This is a genomic window from Thermanaerothrix solaris, assembly GCF_032334255.1.
GTDB lineage: Bacteria > Chloroflexota > Anaerolineae > Anaerolineales > Anaerolineaceae > Thermanaerothrix > Thermanaerothrix solaris.
Window position 1 is genome coordinate 1,264,003 of record NZ_JAUHMF010000002.1, and the last position, 16,778, is coordinate 1,280,780.

12 protein-coding genes are annotated in these 16,778 nt (G+C 53.8%); 10 read left to right on the top strand and 2 right to left on the bottom strand.

Annotated elements, in window-relative coordinates; genetic code table 11:
• The first annotated feature begins 173 nt into the window (after positions 1 to 173).
• A complete protein-coding gene (gene uvrA / locus QYE77_RS14095) occupies positions 174 to 3,086 on the top strand; it encodes an excinuclease ABC subunit UvrA (RefSeq protein ID WP_315626089.1) in 2,913 nt (970 codons plus the stop codon).
• Between the two features lie 6 nt (positions 3,087 to 3,092).
• On the opposite strand, the gene QYE77_RS14100 is transcribed toward uvrA, so the two are convergent.
• Together QYE77_RS14100 and QYE77_RS14105 are read right to left on the bottom strand one after the other, a co-directional pair.
• Positions 3,093 to 4,016, bottom strand: coding sequence for an SDR family NAD(P)-dependent oxidoreductase (locus QYE77_RS14100; RefSeq protein WP_315626090.1), 924 nt, complete (start codon positions 4,014 to 4,016; stop codon positions 3,093 to 3,095).
• Between the two features lie 55 nt (positions 4,017 to 4,071).
• A complete protein-coding gene (locus tag QYE77_RS14105; protein ID WP_315626091.1) occupies positions 4,072 to 5,391 on the bottom strand; it encodes a UDP-glucose dehydrogenase family protein in 1,320 nt (439 codons plus the stop codon).
• Positions 5,392 to 5,604: 213 nt separating this feature from the next.
• Here QYE77_RS14105 and folD point away from each other — a divergent pair, with 213 nt between their 5' ends.
• From folD to QYE77_RS14150, 9 genes are all read left to right on the top strand, one after another.
• The gene (gene folD / locus QYE77_RS14110) at positions 5,605 to 6,483 is read left to right on the top strand and encodes a bifunctional methylenetetrahydrofolate dehydrogenase/methenyltetrahydrofolate cyclohydrolase FolD (protein WP_315626092.1); all 879 of its coding nucleotides are present in this window, start codon (positions 5,605 to 5,607) and stop codon (positions 6,481 to 6,483) included.
• A 129-nt stretch (positions 6,484 to 6,612) separates the two neighbouring features.
• Complete coding sequence (locus QYE77_RS14115; protein WP_315626093.1) at positions 6,613 to 7,998, top strand: 8-oxoguanine deaminase; 1,386 nt, start codon at positions 6,613 to 6,615, stop codon at positions 7,996 to 7,998.
• 62 nt (positions 7,999 to 8,060) lie between these two features.
• Positions 8,061 to 9,857, top strand: a complete 1,797-nt coding sequence (gene ade / locus QYE77_RS14120) for an adenine deaminase (RefSeq protein WP_315626094.1) — start codon at positions 8,061 to 8,063, stop codon at positions 9,855 to 9,857.
• Between the two features lies 1 nt (position 9,858).
• On the top strand, positions 9,859 to 10,623 hold the full coding sequence (locus QYE77_RS14125; RefSeq protein WP_315626095.1) for a GntR family transcriptional regulator: 765 nt from the start codon (positions 9,859 to 9,861) through the stop codon (positions 10,621 to 10,623).
• Positions 10,624 to 10,701: 78 nt separating this feature from the next.
• Positions 10,702 to 11,655 carry an aspartate carbamoyltransferase gene (gene pyrB, locus QYE77_RS14130; protein WP_054520900.1) on the top strand — a complete coding sequence of 318 codons (954 nt, stop codon included), beginning with the start codon at positions 10,702 to 10,704 and terminating at the stop codon, positions 11,653 to 11,655.
• A gap of 77 nt (positions 11,656 to 11,732) precedes the next feature.
• Entirely contained in the window at positions 11,733 to 12,713 is a 981-nt protein-coding gene (locus QYE77_RS14135; protein WP_315626096.1) for an ornithine carbamoyltransferase, read from the top strand.
• Between the two features lie 36 nt (positions 12,714 to 12,749).
• Positions 12,750 to 13,697, top strand: coding sequence for a carbamate kinase (arcC, locus tag QYE77_RS14140; RefSeq protein ID WP_315626098.1), 948 nt, complete (start codon positions 12,750 to 12,752; stop codon positions 13,695 to 13,697).
• 257 nt (positions 13,698 to 13,954) lie between these two features.
• Positions 13,955 to 15,241 carry a BMP family lipoprotein gene (locus tag QYE77_RS14145; RefSeq protein WP_315626100.1) on the top strand — a complete coding sequence of 429 codons (1,287 nt, stop codon included), beginning with the start codon at positions 13,955 to 13,957 and terminating at the stop codon, positions 15,239 to 15,241.
• A 62-nt stretch (positions 15,242 to 15,303) separates the two neighbouring features.
• A complete protein-coding gene (locus QYE77_RS14150) occupies positions 15,304 to 16,767 on the top strand; it encodes an ABC transporter ATP-binding protein (RefSeq protein ID WP_315626102.1) in 1,464 nt (487 codons plus the stop codon).
• Positions 16,768 to 16,778 lie beyond the last annotated feature (11 nt).

Consider the following 16,778-nt stretch of genomic DNA (forward strand, 5'->3'; position numbering starts at 1 on the left):
GTATTATACGTTGGAGCGGCCATCATCGAGGACAAATCCCGCTTCAGAGACCTTAAAAAGTTTTGACGATTAAGGGTAATTGGCCTTAGAAAAGAGGCGATAGGATTAGAATTAAAGGTCAAAATATTCAACGGTTACAGGTTGGATTGACGTACTAGCGTGAGGTGAAAGGGATGATGCAGAATAAAATTCGCGTGGTCGGCGCGCGTGAGCATAATCTGAAGAATATCACTGTTGAAATCCCTCGGGATAAGTTGGTCGTCATTACCGGGCTATCGGGATCGGGCAAATCCTCGTTGGCCTTTGATACCATTTTTGCCGAGGGGCAGCGGCGTTATGTAGAATCGCTTTCGGCCTATGCCCGTCAGTTCCTGGGGCAGATGGAAAAGCCGGATGTGGATTACATCGAGGGATTGTCACCGGCAGTATCCATAGATCAAAAAGCCACTTCCCATAACCCTCGCTCGACGGTTGGGACAGTGACCGAAATTTACGACTATCTGCGCCTGCTGTTTGCACGGGTGGGTATTCCGCACTGCCCGGTTTGTGGGCGCGAAGTGGTGCGTCAATCTGCCCAAGAAATTGTGGATGCTTTACTGGCAATGCCCGAAGGGACGCGTTTGGTCATTTTGGCCCCGGTCGTTCGAGGACGCAAGGGGACTTACCAGGCGGTTTTTGAAGAAATTCGTAAGGCTGGCTTTGTGCGGGTACGGGTAGACGGCAAGATTTACAGCCTGGATGACGAAATCACGTTAGATCGCTATAAGATCCACAACATTGAAGCCGTTGTAGATCGCCTAGTGATCCGAAATACAGGGGATGAGGAAGAACAGCGCGCTTTTCTCTCACGCCTGACCGATTCGGTTGAGACGGCGTTGAAGGTGGGGGAAGGGTACTTGATTGTCCAAAATATTTCCCTCGATCCGCCTCAGGATTTGTTTTTCTCAGAACATCTAGCGTGTCCAGAGCATGGGGTTAGTCTGCCCGAAATTGAGCCGCGGACGTTTTCGTTCAATACTCCTCACGGTGCTTGTCCCGATTGTCAGGGGCTAGGTAGCCGCCTTGAAATTGATCCCGATTTGATCATCCCGGATAAAGAGCGCTCGCTTAACGATGGCGCAATTGTCGCCCTGGAGTGGAATGGGCCGCGTGAACAAGGGGGATACTATTGGCAAATGATTGAAGCGGTGGCCAAGGCTTATGATATAGACCTGGATGCACCGGTCTCGAGCATTCCGGAAGAGAAACTCAACAAAATTCTTTATGGTACGGGGCGAGAAGAGATACGTGTTCATTTGCATGGGCGCAATGATCGCCAGGCCAGTTATGTAACGCCTTTTGAGGGGGTCATTCCCAACTTGGAGCGACGCTATCGGGAGACAAACTCTGAGTATATTCGAGCCCGCATCGCCGAATTTATGACCGACCAACCCTGCCCAACCTGTAAGGGGACGCGCCTGCGCCCTGAAGCCCTGGCGGTTACCGTAGATGGCTATAACATCGTCGAGGTGACGGATTGGCCGGTGAACCGCACCCTAGCCTGGGTTGAGCGACTCATGGGGGAGGATTCTCCTCTTACCGAACGGCAACGCACCATTGCTGACCGCATTTTGAAAGAGATCAGAGCCCGTTTGGGTTTCTTGGTAGACGTAGGATTGGATTATCTAACCCTGCGTCGTTCAGCGAATACCTTATCGGGAGGTGAGGCGCAGCGCATCCGCTTGGCGACCCAAGTGGGATCACGGTTGATGGGAGTGCTATACGTTCTGGATGAGCCTTCAATTGGTTTGCACCCGCGGGATAACGCGCGTCTGCTGGCAACGCTGAAAGGTTTACGGGATTTGGGTAACACGGTCTTGGTGGTAGAGCACGACGAGGAAACCATCCGTTCGGCGGACTGGGTGATTGATTTGGGGCCGGGGGCAGGTGAGCACGGCGGCTATGTGGTGGCGGAAGGGCCGGTTGAGGTCATTCTCAACCATCCTCAATCGCTGACCGGGGCTTATCTCTCGGGACGGATGCAGGTGCCGATGCCAACCCAGCGGCGTAAGGGCAATGGAAAATGGCTCACCATTGTGGGCGCGCGGGCTAATAATTTGAAAAATTTGACCGTGCGTATCCCATTGGGACGTTTTGTTTGCATAACTGGGGTGTCCGGATCGGGTAAATCTACGCTGATGATTGATGTGCTCTATAAGGCACTGGCCAAGGAACTGCATGGTGCGCGCACTCAACCGGGCGACTATGATCGGATCGAAGGGATTGAGCACATTGACAAGGTTATCAATATTGATCAGTCGCCGATTGGACGCACACCTCGCTCCAACCCGGGAACTTACACCGGCCTATTTGACGAGATTCGTAAACTCTTCGCCGAGTTGCCTGAAAGCCGAATGCGCGGCTATAAAGCCGGGCGATTCTCGTTCAACGTACACGGCGGGCGGTGTGAGGCATGCCAGGGGCAGGGGCAGTTGCGCATTGAAATGCAGTTCTTGCCCGATGTCTATGTGCCTTGTGATGTGTGTCATGGGGCACGGTTTAATCGCGAAACGCTACAAGTCCGCTATAAGGGACTGAACATTGCCGAGGTGTTGGACACGACGGTTAGCGAGGCGATTGACCTGTTTGCGGCTTTCCCATCCATTGTCAATAAGTTGCGCACGCTCGAAGATGTGGGGTTGGGATACATCCGTATTGGGCAACCCGCCCCGACACTCTCTGGAGGTGAGGCGCAGCGGGTGAAATTGGCTCGTGAACTATCGCGGCGTGCGACTGGACGCACGCTTTACGTCTTGGATGAGCCCTCGGTGGGGTTACATGCCGCCGATGTGCATAAACTGATCGAAGTATTGCAGCGATTGGTAGATGCAGGGAATACGGTGCTGATTATTGAGCATAACTTAGATATCATCAAAGTGGCGGATTACATCATAGACCTGGGACCGGAGGGCGGCGACCGGGGTGGGCAATTGGTCGCTGCCGGAACTCCCGAGGAAGTTTGCCAGGTGTCCGAATCTTATACCGGGCAATACCTTAAGCGCTATTTGGAAGAACACCGTTGGTTTACCCCGGCTTATTCGGCTTAAACGGCATTAGAGGCTTTCGCGCCAGATGGTAATCAATTCGGGAAGATGTTCAAGCGCGTCCTCAGTAGGGTGCAGGTCAAGCAAGGTGCGCATGCGTTCGACGCGGGGCTCATAACGCACGACTTCGGCAGCGCGCGGGGGCTTCAGCACAAGTTGCGAAGGGGAATTGGTGAGTTCCAGGATGCGCTTGGCCAGAGTGAGAATCGGGACGCCTTTACCGTTGCCGATGTTGATGGGCTCGGAAGGGGTGGGTAGAGCAGTGGCTCGCAGTAACGCCTCAGTCACTTTTTCAACCCAGATGATGTCAATAATCTGTTCCCCACCGTAAACAATCAGGTCTTTTCCGTCCAAGGCGTTGCGAACCCAAATGGGGATAACTCGTTCAACGTCACGGGGACCGTAAACATGGGAGAGGCGGAGGACGATGACGGGCAGAGCATATATTTCCTGAAACACTTGGCAGTATACCTCCGCGGCGACCTTGCTAGCGCCGTAAGGGTTTTTGCTCCGCAGCGGATGACTCTCATCAACCGGAAGATGACGTGGTTCGCCGTAGACCTCGCCCGACGAGGTGAAGATGACTTTAGAAACCTCAAGGTGATGGGCGGCTTTGAGTACGTTGAATGTGCCGATGACGTTGGTTTCAAAACAAGCGTCTACCCGGCTTACACTGCTCATGACGCGTGTTTGGGCTGCCAGATGATACACGATCTGGCAGCCGCGCATAGCATCGAGCACATCCCCATAGCGACGTACATCCCCATGCACGAAGTCGATGCGGGGGTTATGGCGATGATGGGCAATATTTTCTAACCGACCTCGCAAGAGATTGTCGAGGATAATTACCTCGTATTCGGCTTGTTGGGACAGCCTATCTACCAGGTGACTCCCGATGAATCCCGCTCCGCCGGTCACAAGAACTTTCATCATTGCCCTCTCTAGTATAAAAAATTAGGCCCACCGGATGAAGGTGGGCCTGAAGGGATTATCCACTAACAACACCGTTAGTCGCGCGACCAATGCCAAAGTAGGTGAAACCAAGACTGCGGAGATGGTCGGGATCCCAGAGGTTGCGCCCATCCATGATCAAGGGATTGCGCATCAGACGATAAATACGTTCAAAATCGAGTTGTTTGAATTCATTCCACTCGGTGGCTAAGACCAAAGCATCGGCGCCTTCGGCGACCTCATAAGGGTTGGCGCACAATACAGCCTTGGGGAGCAGAGGGCGAGCGTTTTCCATAGCCTGGGGGTCATAAGCCCGAATCAAGGCGCCTTCATTTTCCATCAAGTGAATGAGTTCGAGCGCAGGTGCTTCGCGAATATCATCCGTATTGGGCTTAAAGGACAACCCAAGCACTCCAATCACTTTTTCGTTGAGGGTACCCAGGGCTTTGCGCAGGCGCATCACCACGCGGCGGCGCATGTTACGGTTAATATCCATGACGGCTTGCAGTAATTGGGGGTTAGAACCGTGCAGAACAGCCATGTGGGCCAGGGCTTTAACGTCTTTAGGGAAGCAACTTCCACCCCAGCCTAAACCGGCATCCAGAAAGGCGGGGCCGATGCGTTTGTCCAATCCCATGCCGATCGCCACTTGGCGCACATCAGCGCCCAATTCTTCGCAGATGGTCGCAATCTCATTAATAAAAGAAATGCGCGTAGCTAAAAAAGCATTAGAAGCGTATTTGATCATTTCTGCCGTGCGTAGGTCGGTAATCAGAATGGGGCAGCGTAGGGTGAGGTAGAGTTGAGCAACTTTCGAGGCGGCTTCGCGATCTAAAGACCCCAGCACTACCCGGTCGGGGTTCATAAAATCGTGAATAGCCGAACCTTCGCGCAGAAACTCGGGATTTGAAACAACCGAGAATTGCAGTGGACGCCCGGAACGCCGTTTGCGGATGATATCGGCCACCCAGTCGCCAGTGCCAACCGGAACGGTGGACTTATTGACGACAATGATGGGGTGATCCACATGATCGGCAATGGCCTCGGCAACGGCGCGCACATACTGCAAATCGGCTTCACCATCTACACCCGAAGGCGTTCCCACGGCGATGAAGGCAAATTCGGCCTCTTTGAGGGCTTCGGGGTAACTCGTGGTGAAGGAGAGGCGCCCCGCGCGAACATTTTGGGCTACCAGTTGCTCTAACCCCGGTTCATAAATGGGCATAATGCCCTGTTTCAATTTTTCAATCCGTTTTTCATCAATATCCAGGCAGACGACCTTGTTCCCTAAATCGGCAAAGCACGTACCGGTGACCAAACCCACATAGCCGGTGCCAATGACGCAGATATTGCTCATATCTCAATGACCTCCTGAAAACATTATATCCGAAACTAGAAGAATTTTAATCTACCGGGTGACCCATGAAGATGGGATATTTGTCATACAGATTGATGAGTGGTGACGGATGACTTAACTTGTAAACTGTTGTAAAATGTCAGAGAACTTAATTGGGGGACAAGTTAGCCGAGGAGCAACTTGTGGATTTGACCAAGGAAAGGAGACAGACGTATGCCAGCGGAGATCATTGATGGAAAAGCCGTGGCGGAACAGATTCGGGCTGAGGTCAAGCAAGCCGTGGCCGAACGCGTGGCGGCAGGTAAGGCTGTGCCAGGTCTGGCTACGGTTTTAGTTGGGGATAATCCGGCCTCACAGGTTTACGTCCGTAACAAGCGCAAGGCTTGCGAAGAAGTTGGAATCCAGTCATTTGGATTTGAACTCCCCGCGACGGCTACTCAAGAACAGGTGGAAGGGCTGGTCAGGGAGTTGAATCAGGACTCGCGCATTCACGGCATCTTGGTTCAATTGCCTCTACCTGACGGCTTAGATGAGGAGCGAGTCCTGGGGGCGATCAGCATTCAGAAGGATGTGGATGGCTTTCACCCTGTTAATATTGGCCGCCTAGCGCAAAAAGGCCGCGAGCCGTTGTTTGTCCCATGCACCCCGGCTGGCTGTTTGTACCTGATCGAACGGGTGGTGCCCTCGTTGCGTGGATTGAATGCCGTGGTCTTAGGGCGGTCAAACATCGTGGGGATGCCAATGGCGTTACTCCTGGTGCGGGCGGATGCTACGGTGACAATTTGTCACTCGCGCACGCGAGATTTGCCCGCGGTGACCCGCCAGGCGGATGTCCTGGTGGCGGCCGTGGGGCGCCCTGAAATGGTGCGAGCGGATTGGGTTAAGCCGGGCGCAGTAGTGATTGATGTGGGTATCAATCGGATTGAAGACCCATCCCATCCTAAGGGACAGCGCCTAGTAGGGGATGTGGCCTTTGAAGAAGTGCGCCAAGTGGCCGGTTATATCACACCGGTGCCCGGAGGTGTTGGCCCAATGACTATCGCGATGTTGCTGAATAACACCCTGCGAGCAGCAGAACTGGCAGAAATGTGACAAAAATCATGTTGTCAGACAATTGACAAAATGACAAGTTTCGGTTAATCTATAAACGTCCAGGTGATCAACAGGGCAAGCCGTGACCAAACCTCCTTTCTTCCTCCTTCCTGAGTGGTTGGCGTAACCATGTCCACCCTCCTTGTCAAGCATGCCACACTTCTAATCACTATGGATGACCTCCGTCGGGAAATTCCCGAGGGAGGTCTTTTCATTCGGGATGGCTTTATCGAACAGGTGGGGCCGACCTCGGAATTGCCCGAGGCGGCAGATGAGGTGCTCGACCTGCGCGGCCACATTGTGATCCCAGGGTTAATCAATACCCATCATCATTTCTACCAGACGCTCACCCGCGCGGTGCCGGAAGCGCAGAATGCCAATTTGTTCAACTGGCTGAAGACGCTATATCCGATTTGGGCACGGATGACGCCGGAGGATATTTACATCTCTACCCAGACCGCGCTGGCAGAACTGGCGCTTTCGGGATGCACGACGGCCTCGGATCATCTTTACCTGTTCCCCAATGGATCGCGTCTGGATGATGAGATTGCCGCTGCCCGTGAAGTGGGGGTGCGCCTGCACGCCTCACGGGGTTCGATGAGCCTGGGAGAAAGCCAGGGTGGTTTACCGCCAGACAGCGTCGTGGACACAGAAGACCATATCTTGCGAGATAGCCAGCGCTTGATTGAGACTTATCATGATCCTAAACCAGGGGCAATGGTTCAAATTGTGCTGGCGCCGTGCTCTCCCTTCAGTGTTACCGGCGACTTAATGCGCGAAAGTGCGCGTTTGGCGCGGCAGTATGGTGTCCATCTCCATACCCACTTGGCTGAAACTCAAGACGAAGAGGTCTTCTGCCTGCAAAAGTTTGGTTACCGACCTGTGGCTTACATGGAGAGCCTGGAATGGGTTGGGGATGACGTGTGGTTCGCTCACGCCGTGCACGTCAATGCGGCTGAAATACAAGTATTTGCCCAAACTGGGTGTGGGGTAGCGCATTGTCCGAGTTCGAATATGCGCTTGGCCTCAGGAATTGCACCGGTCATGCGTTACCTTGCTCGCGGAGTTAAGGTGGGCTTGGGGGTGGATGGGTCTGCGAGCAATGATAGTTCACATATGCTGGGTGAGGCTCGGCAGGCGATGCTGCTGGCACGGTTGGCTGCCGGGTTAGAAGGTGCCTCGCTCTCGAGCCAGGATGCCCCGCCACTGATGACGGCACGGCAAGCGCTGGAATTAGCCACCCGCGGCGGTGCCGCCGTGTTGGGGCGTTCGGATATTGGCTCCCTGGAACCGGGAAAGTGCGCTGACTTTGTGGCCTTCAATTTGAGTGCGCTGGATTATGCTGGCGCTCTGCATGATCCGGTGGCGGCGCTCGTTTTCTGCCAGCCACAACGAGCAAGTTACACTGTGGTTCATGGTCGAATGATCGTTAAAGATGGGGTGTTGCAGACGGTGGATTTACAGCATCTGATCGAACGGCATAACCGCGCCGCTCAGCGGTTACTGCAAGGCTAGGTTGGCGTTTATTATCGGTTGTTCAACCCGCTCTCGTCAGGGCTCTTCAACAGGAGGAGACGATGTCCAAACAGATTACCCCCGAAGTGACCCGCCGATTAGTGGATTGCGCGATGGGGCGCCTGCCCGCCGACAAGGTGATTCGCAATGGCCTATGGGTGTCGGTGCAAACGGGCGAGATTATTCCCAATACCAATATCGCGATTTTGGGCGAGCGAATCGCTTATGTAGGGCCGGATGCCAGCCACACGATAGGCAAGCGAACCGAGGTTGTGGATGCGCAGGGCGCTTATCTCGTGCCCGGCCTCTTAGACGCCCACATGCATGTGGAGTCGGGCATGTTGACTGTGACCGAATTTGTACGCGCAGTGGCGCCGCATGGCACAACCGGCATGTTTATTGATCCACATGAGATTGCCAATGTCTTTGGTCTTAAAGGTGTGCGGTTGATGGTGGATGAGGCAGCACAACAGCCCATCCATGTGTTTGTGCAGGTGCCCTCGTGTGTCCCCTCTGCTCCGGGTTTAGAAACGCCGGGGGCAACCATTGGTCCTGATGAGGTGGCTGAAGCGATGACCTGGCCGGGGATTATCGGCTTAGGTGAAATGATGGATTTCCCAGGCGTTTATGAGGGCCGCGAAAAGCCTCATGCGGAAATGGCAATCGCCCGAAATGCCGGCAAGACCATCGGCGGGCACTACGCTTCTCCAGATCTTGGTTTGCCTTTCCACGGCTATGTGGCAGGTGGCGCCGAGGATGACCATGAAGGTACGCGGCTAGAAGACGCCGTGGCCCGTGCGCGTCAGGGAATGCGCGTGATGATGCGATATGGTTCAGCCTGGCACGATGTGGCCACTCAGGTGCGTGCGGTAACCGAATTGGGTCTGGATCCTCGCCGCTTTTTGCTGTGCACAGATGATAGTCATTCGGCCACTTTGGTGCAAGAAGGGCATATGGATCGGGTGGTTCGGCATGCCATTGCCCAGGGGTTGCGGCCCATAACGGCGATTCAGATGGCGACTATAAATACCGCCGAGCACTTTGGGGTCAGCCGCGATTTGGGAATGATTGCACCTGGGCGCTATGCGGATATTCTCTTAGTACCTGATCTGGTCAATTTCCGACCTACAGCAGTAATGGCTAAGGGTCAGTGGATTGCTCGCGAGGGGCAGTGGCTCATTGAATTACCAACCATCGCCTACCCCGATTGGGTCTTGCACTCTGTGCATCTTAAGCGTCCGCTGACGGCAGAAGATTTTAAATTGGTGGTACCTGGAATTCAACAAGGACAGGTTACCGCGAATGTCATCGGTGTTATCGAGAATCAGGCTCCGACCCGCCATTTGCGTCTGACGGTGGAAGTAACCAAGGGCGAAATTAAACCTGATCCCCAGAGTGATATTGCCAAAATTGCCCTGGTTGAGCGCCACCGGGCAAGCGGGGTGGTGCAGGTAGGGTTGGTACATGGGTTTGGCTTCACCGCCCGCTGTGGGATTGCCACAACCGTGGCCCATGATAGCCATCATCTTATTGTGGTGGGCACCGATGAAACCTGTATGGCACAAGCCGTCAATGCGCTTGCGGAATGTGGGGGTGGGCAGGTCGTGGTTAAAGACGGAGAGATTATCGGTAAGGTTGAGTTGCCCATTGCTGGATTAATGTCAAACCAACGGGCCGAAGAGGTTGCAGCCCAAGCCGAAAGCGTGTTAGAAGGTTTTCGTGCCTGTGGGTGCACGCTGAACAACCCCAACATGCAGTTGAGTTTGTTGGCCCTAGTGGTCATCCCCGAACTGCGTATCTCTGATCTGGGCCTGGTGGATGTAACCCAATTTAAGTTCATCCCAGTTGTCGAGAGGTGAGATGGAAAACCAACACCCTTACCAGCGATTACAAATCCAGCTGGCGGAACTGATTGCCAACACACCACCGGGCCAGCGCCTACCCTCTGAGCCGCAATTAGCCAAGGAACTAGGAGTTTCACGGGCGACTTTGCGCGAGGCCATGCGGTCTTTTGAAGGGCAGGGCCTGATTCGACGCCGTCAAGGCAAAGGAACATTTGTCGTGCAGCACCCGCGGGTGATCGAATCGGGTTTGGAGGTTTTGGAAAGTCTGGAGACGTTGGCTCAACGTATCGGCCTGGCAGTCCATATGGGCGAATGCACCATTGCCCAGGTTGGCGCCGATGACACGGTGGCCACAGGCTTGCGTGTTGCGCCAGGCACGACTGTTGTGCGGGTGGAACGCGTTATCCTGGCCGATAACCGTCCGGTTGCTTTTCTGGTAGACATTCTGCCGCAAAATGTTTTGACCCCGGAGGAACTCAGCGAGGGCTTTACGGGTTCGGTGCTGGACTTTCTACTTCACCGTGGGACTCCCCAATTGGCAGATTCCTTCACCGAGATCCGCGCGGTAGCCGCATCGTCAGACATTGCACGACGGTTGGAGATCCAGCGCGGCGATGTGTTGCTGATGTTCCAAGCCCAATTGTTTGATGCGGGTGGAAATGTGGTGGATTTTTCACACAGTTATTTCCTGCCAGGGTATTTCCGCTTCCATGTTGTGCGCCGGGTGGGAACACCCGTTCGTACTCTCGAATTTGAACGTCAAGGAGGAGGTGCCAAGTAGGTTGGACGAATCCTGAACAGACCAAATAAAGGTCAAACGAAAAAACATAAAAATTCTATTTAAACATGGAGGTCAATCATGCGTAGTTTCTTAGGTCGTGACATTCTTTCTTTGAAGGACTTTGAACGCGAAGAGTTCTTCCGCATCTTTGAAGTTGCCGAGCAGATGGAACCCATCGCGCGCAGCCGCCGCAACAGCAACTTGTTGGCTCACAAAACCCTGGTGACTGCATTTTATCAACCGAGCACCCGCACCCGCTTGGCGCATGAAGCCGCGATGCATCGTCTGGGTGGTCATGTGACCGGGTTCGCCGATGCTAAGATGACCCGGGCAGGCGACTGGTATCAGGAGTCCATCAAGGACACCGTCAAAATGCTGGAGTTCTACGGTGACGTGATTGTAATGCGTCACTTCCAGCAAGGCGCTCCGCATGAGGCGGCCAAGTGGGCTAGCGTCCCGGTGATTAATGCGGGCGATGGTTGGGGCGAGCACCCGACTCAGATTTTGACCGATCTTTACACGGTTCTTCGCGAGAAGGGTCGCATTGATGGCTTGAAGTGGCTGGCAGTGGGTGACATGCGCATGCGCACTATGCACTCATTGGCCTATGCCCTGACCCAATTCGATTGCCCGGTGACCTTTGTAGCGCCTCCCGAAATGTCCTTGACCGAAGAGTTCAAGGCCGAATTGCGCCAGTATAGCCTCAATTTCAAGGAGGCGGAGCACGTCGAGCAGGTGATCCATGAGGCCGATGTCATCCTGGTTGAGCCGGTGGTACAACCGGATTACACCAAGGCTCGCGACGAGCGTAAGGGTGATGTAGGACAGACTCCGGCTAACTACAAGATCACCCGCGAACTGCTCGAGCGCAAGGCTAAGGAAGGGGCAATCCTGCTGCACTCGCTGCCGCGCATGGATGAGATCCCCACAGATGTAGACATCACCCGCTGGTCACGCTATTGGCAGGAGGCCTTCTACGGTGTGGTTGTCCGCATGGCCATCTTAGCCCTTGTTCTGGGCGCGATGGAGTAATTCGACTCTATCCCGGGCTCTGGGGGTCGGAGTTTGGGCTTCCAGAGCCCCCACCCTGAAGCGAAAGGAGAGGCAACATGCAAACCTATCTACGTGGTCGAGACCTCATTGGCGATCTGGATTTCTCAAAAGAAGAAGTCGAAACCGTGCTGGATGTTGCGTTTGATCTGAAACGCAAGCGCGCGTTGGGTGAACCGACACCTTATCTGCGCGATAAAGTGCTGGCTATGCTGTTCTTCTTCAGCAGCACCCGCACTCGGGGTTCGTTTGAGGCGGGTATGGCCCACCTGGGGGGGCATGCTGCGTTCATCGAAAGCCGCACGACTCAGATTGCCCATGGTGATACCCCCAAGGAAATTGGCGAGATCTTCGGTCGTTATTTCGATGGCATTGCCATTCGTCATGTGGAGTGGGGCGTTGGGAATAAATACATCAATGAGGTGGCCAAATATTCCCGTGTGCCCGTGCTCAACATGCAATGCGACATCTATCACCCCTTCCAGTGCTTGGCTGACTTAATGACCATTTTTGAGAAGAAGGGGCGTGATTTGCGTCGCAAGAAGATGGTGGTGTCCTGGGCGTATGCGGCGTCCTATCAGAAGCCGATTTCGGTGCCCCAATCTTTGATCCTGCAAATGCCGCGCTTTGGCCTGGATATTGTGCTGGCGCATCCGCCCGAGTTCCGCCTGATGCCAGAGATCATGGATATGGCACGTGAGCAGGCGCGTAAGTATGGCACGGGCTTTGAGGTCGTGGATGATATGGACGAAGCCTTCAAAGATGCAGATATTATTTATGCTAAGTCTTGGGGCGCGCTGGTGCACACCACCGACACCGAGGAGGGTGCACGGTTGCTGCAGAAGTATTCGAATTGGATCACCGATGAGCGCCGGATGGCATTAGCCAAACCGGATGCCATCTACATGCACCCGTTGCCGGCAGACCGCAACATTGAAGTCACCGATGGCGTTATGGACGGCCCGCAATCGGTGGTTTACGACGAGGCGGAAAACCGTATGCATGCCCAGATGGCTGTCATGGCACTGACCATGGCCTAAATAAATACATAACCTTAAGGATTGAGGTGAAAGAACATGGAACGTAAAGGTGTAGCGGTAGTTGCGGTAGGTGGAAATTCACTCATCAAGGACGCTCAGCACCAGACGGTGAAGGATCAATATGAAGCCGGTGCCGAGTCAATGCACCATATTGCAGGCATGATCGCCGATGGCTGGGATGTAGTCGTCACCCACGGGAATGGCCCGCAGGTAGGATTTGTGTTGCGCCGTTCGGAATTAGCCCGCCATGAGTTACACGAGGTTCCGTTGGATGTGTGCGGTGCCGATACTCAGGGCGCGATTGGTTATATGTTCACCCAGGCGCTTTATAACGAGTTCCTACGCCGTGGGATGAACAAGAAGGCGGTAGCCGTGGTTACGCAGACCGTGGTGGACCGCAATGACCCGGCGTTCAAGAATCCCACCAAGCCGATTGGGTCGTTCATGGATGAGAAGACGGCCAAAGAGCGGGCTGAAAAAGAAGGCTGGGTGGTTGTGGAAGATGCTGGGCGGGGTTGGCGGCGTGTGGTGCCTTCCCCCATTCCGATCGATATTGTGGAAGCCCCGGCGATCCGCACCCTGATTGATGCTGGCTTTGTGGTTGTAGGTGTAGGTGGTGGTGGTATCCCTGTGGTGCGCACCGAGACCGGCGAACTGGTTGGGGTTGAAGCCGTGATTGATAAGGACTTCGGTTCGTCGTTGCTGGCCACGATGATCAAGGCCGATGTCTTTATCATCAGCACCGCGGTGGAGAAAGTGGCGCTGAACTACAACAAACCCAACCAGGTCTGGTTGGATAAAATGACGGTGGCTGAGGCAAAGGCCTACATGGCCGAAGGACACTTTGCTAAAGGCTCCATGTTGCCCAAGATTCAGGCCTGCATCCGTTTCTTGGAGAACGGTGGTAAGAAGGCCATCATCACCAATCCGGAGAACCTGACGCGAGCGTTGCGGGGCGAAACGGGTACCTTGATCGTGCCTTAGTTCACGTGCTGTTTCGTTGGGAAGGGTGATTTTTCACCCTTCCCAAGCACCAACTGCGACTTTCTGACCGGAGTTATCGGTTAAAATACGGGCAATTGGCGTCTTAGGGGTGGAGAAGATCTACGCAAAACCAGTTTTAGGAAAGGAGGTGAGGCACTAGAAGGATGTAGATCAGAAAATTACGTTCGTTTGGTTTCTGTATCGCTGATGTCCATTCCAAGACTCTGATTGCTCAAAAGTAAGGAGGAGGAAGAACTATGAAACGCACGTGGTTTGTCCTGAGTGTCCTATTGGTGTTAGCGGTCATTCTGGCTGCTTGCCAACCAGCGGCGACACCTGCACCAACAACAGCGCCAACGCAACCCCCTGCTGAACCTACAAAACCTGCAGAACCAACTAAAGCACCTGAAGCCACCCAACCGGCCCAACCACAGGAGTTCGTCTTTGGGATGCTGTTGGTGGGACCTTACAATGACCATGGTTGGAGCGAGGCCCATTACAATGCTGGCCTCTATGTCGAACAGAAGGTGCCTGGAACAAAGATGGTGTATATTGACAAGGTCAACTCGGCTGATCGTCCAGGCACGACTCCTGAGCAACTGGCCGAAGACCTGGTTTCCAAGGGCGCTAAATTGGTGATCTTCAACTCGGATGACATGAAGGATGGCGCCGAGGCATTCGCCAAAGCCCATCCGGAGATTATCGTCATCCATGCGTCGGGTGATGGTGCCTGGAAAGAGGGCAAGAATTATCGCGATTTGCCCAACCTGGGCAACGTGATGGGGCGCATGGAATATGGCAAGATGATCGCTGGGTGTGCGGCGGCACTGACCACTAAAACCGGTCAAATTGGTTACCTTGGTCCGCTCATCAATGATGAAACACGCCGCTTGGCTGCTTCGGCTTATTTGGGTGCCCGTTACTGCTGGAGCCAGTACCTGCAGAAAGATCCGGCACAGTTGAAGTTCAAGGTAACCTGGATTGGCTTCTGGTTCAACATCCCCGGCGTGACCTCAGACCCGACCCAAGTTGCGGATGATTTCTTCAACAGCGGCTATGATGTGGTCATCTCAGGCATTGACACGACCGAGGCATTAGCCGAAGCGAAGAAATTCCGTGGCCAGGGGAAAGAGGTATGGGCAATTCCGTACGATTACATCGGCGCTTGTGAAGAAGGCCAGGATGTCTGCTTGGGCGTACCGTACTTCAATTGGGGCCCGATGTATGCCAAATACATTCAGGAAGCCATTGCGGGCACCTGGAAGCCCTCGTGGGATTGGGTTGGCCCAGACTGGAACGACATCAACAATCCCGATACCAGCCACGTTGGCTTTGTGAAAGGTGCGGCTCTCTCCGCCGATGCCTCGGCACAGTTGGATAAGTTCATCTCCGAACTGGCCGGTGGGTTGAATCTGTGGAAGGGCCCGCTCAACTTCCAGGATGGCACACCCTTCCTGAAAGAGGGTGAGGTGGCTACTGACTTCCAGGTCTGGTACCTACCGCAGTTGCTTGAGGGTATGGAGGGCCAGAGCGTTAGCCAATAGTTCGGAAACCAGGGGGGAAGGCATTTCAAGCCTTCCCCCATTCTCTAATGGCCGGGTGCGAGATGAACGTTGAACTGATCAACATTCACAAGTGGTTTGGTCCCGTTCATGCCAATGATGGCATCACCCTGCACATTCCTAGCGGGGTTATTCAGGGATTGCTGGGTGAGAATGGCGCTGGAAAAAGCACGTTGATGAAAATTCTTTCCGGGTTCTATCAGGCCGATGAAGGGGAAATTCGTCTGGACGGGAAACCGGTGAAAATCGAATCCCCTGCTGACGCAATCCGCCATGGGGTAGGAATGCTTCATCAGGATCCGCTAGATTTTCCACCCATGCGGGTGGTGGACAATTTGCTCATCGGCCATCGCGGTGGATTATTTCCCAATCGCGCGGAAGCGATACGGGCCATGCAGGATTTACAAGCGCGGTTTGGTTTCAATATTGATCCCTATGCTTATGTGGATACCCTGACCGTAGGTGAACGCCAACAATTAGAGATTATGCGCTTGCTCTGGTTAGGGGCCAGAGTGTTAATTTTGGATGAACCAACGACAGGTATTAGTGCCAATCAAAAAGAAAAATTATTTGCGACGTTGCGTGCCCTGGCCGAGCAGGGGATGACGGTTATTTTCGTCTCTCATAAACTGGAAGAAGTGGAAGAACTGTGTCATCGCGTTGCTGTCTTGCGCCAAGGAAAGTTGGTGGGTGAATTGGAACCACCCTACCGAACTGAGGAATTAGTCAAGTTGATGTTTGGCAAGGTGGTAGTGCCGGAAGATAAGACCCATTTTGATTCAAAGGAACCCCTTTTCCGCCTTGAAAACATCAGTATTGAAGATTATCGCTTGCAGATTCGTGATGTGTCTCTCACTGTGCACCGGGGAGAAGTGATCGGTTTAGCCGGTATGGAGGGGTCGGGTCAGCGCCAATTTCTCCAAGCCTGTGCGGGTATTATTCGTCCGGTTGCTGGTGAGATTCTCCTCGATAGTAAGCGGCTTACTGGACGTCCTTATCGTGAGTTCCTGGAGGCAGGTATTACCTACGTACCGGCAGCGCGTTTGGAGGAGGGATTAATTCCAGGTCTTACCCTTACCGAACATTTTGTTTTAGCCGAGCCTCAAGAAGGGTTTGTCGTCAATCGGCAAAAGGCTGCAGCACTGACGACACAACGCATTGCTGATTTTTCCATCAAGGGTATGCCTACCAGTACGGTGGAGTCACTTTCGGGTGGGAATCAACAGCGGGCGTTATTGGCGATGCTGCGACAACCGCTTAACTTGCTGCTCTTGGAACATCCTACCCGTGGCTTGGATATTGAATCCACGATTTGGATATGGGGTAAGTTGAAAGAACGTTGTCGTCAAGGCACGGCGATTATCTTTACCTCTGCAGATTTGGAAGAAATCCTGCATTATAGCGATCGTATATTGGTCTTCTTTGGTGGTAAGGTCTCTCAACCTATAGAAGCCACCAAGACGAGTGTAGAGGAATTAGGCCAGTTAATCGGTGGCAAGGGATTCTAATCGTATGGAGT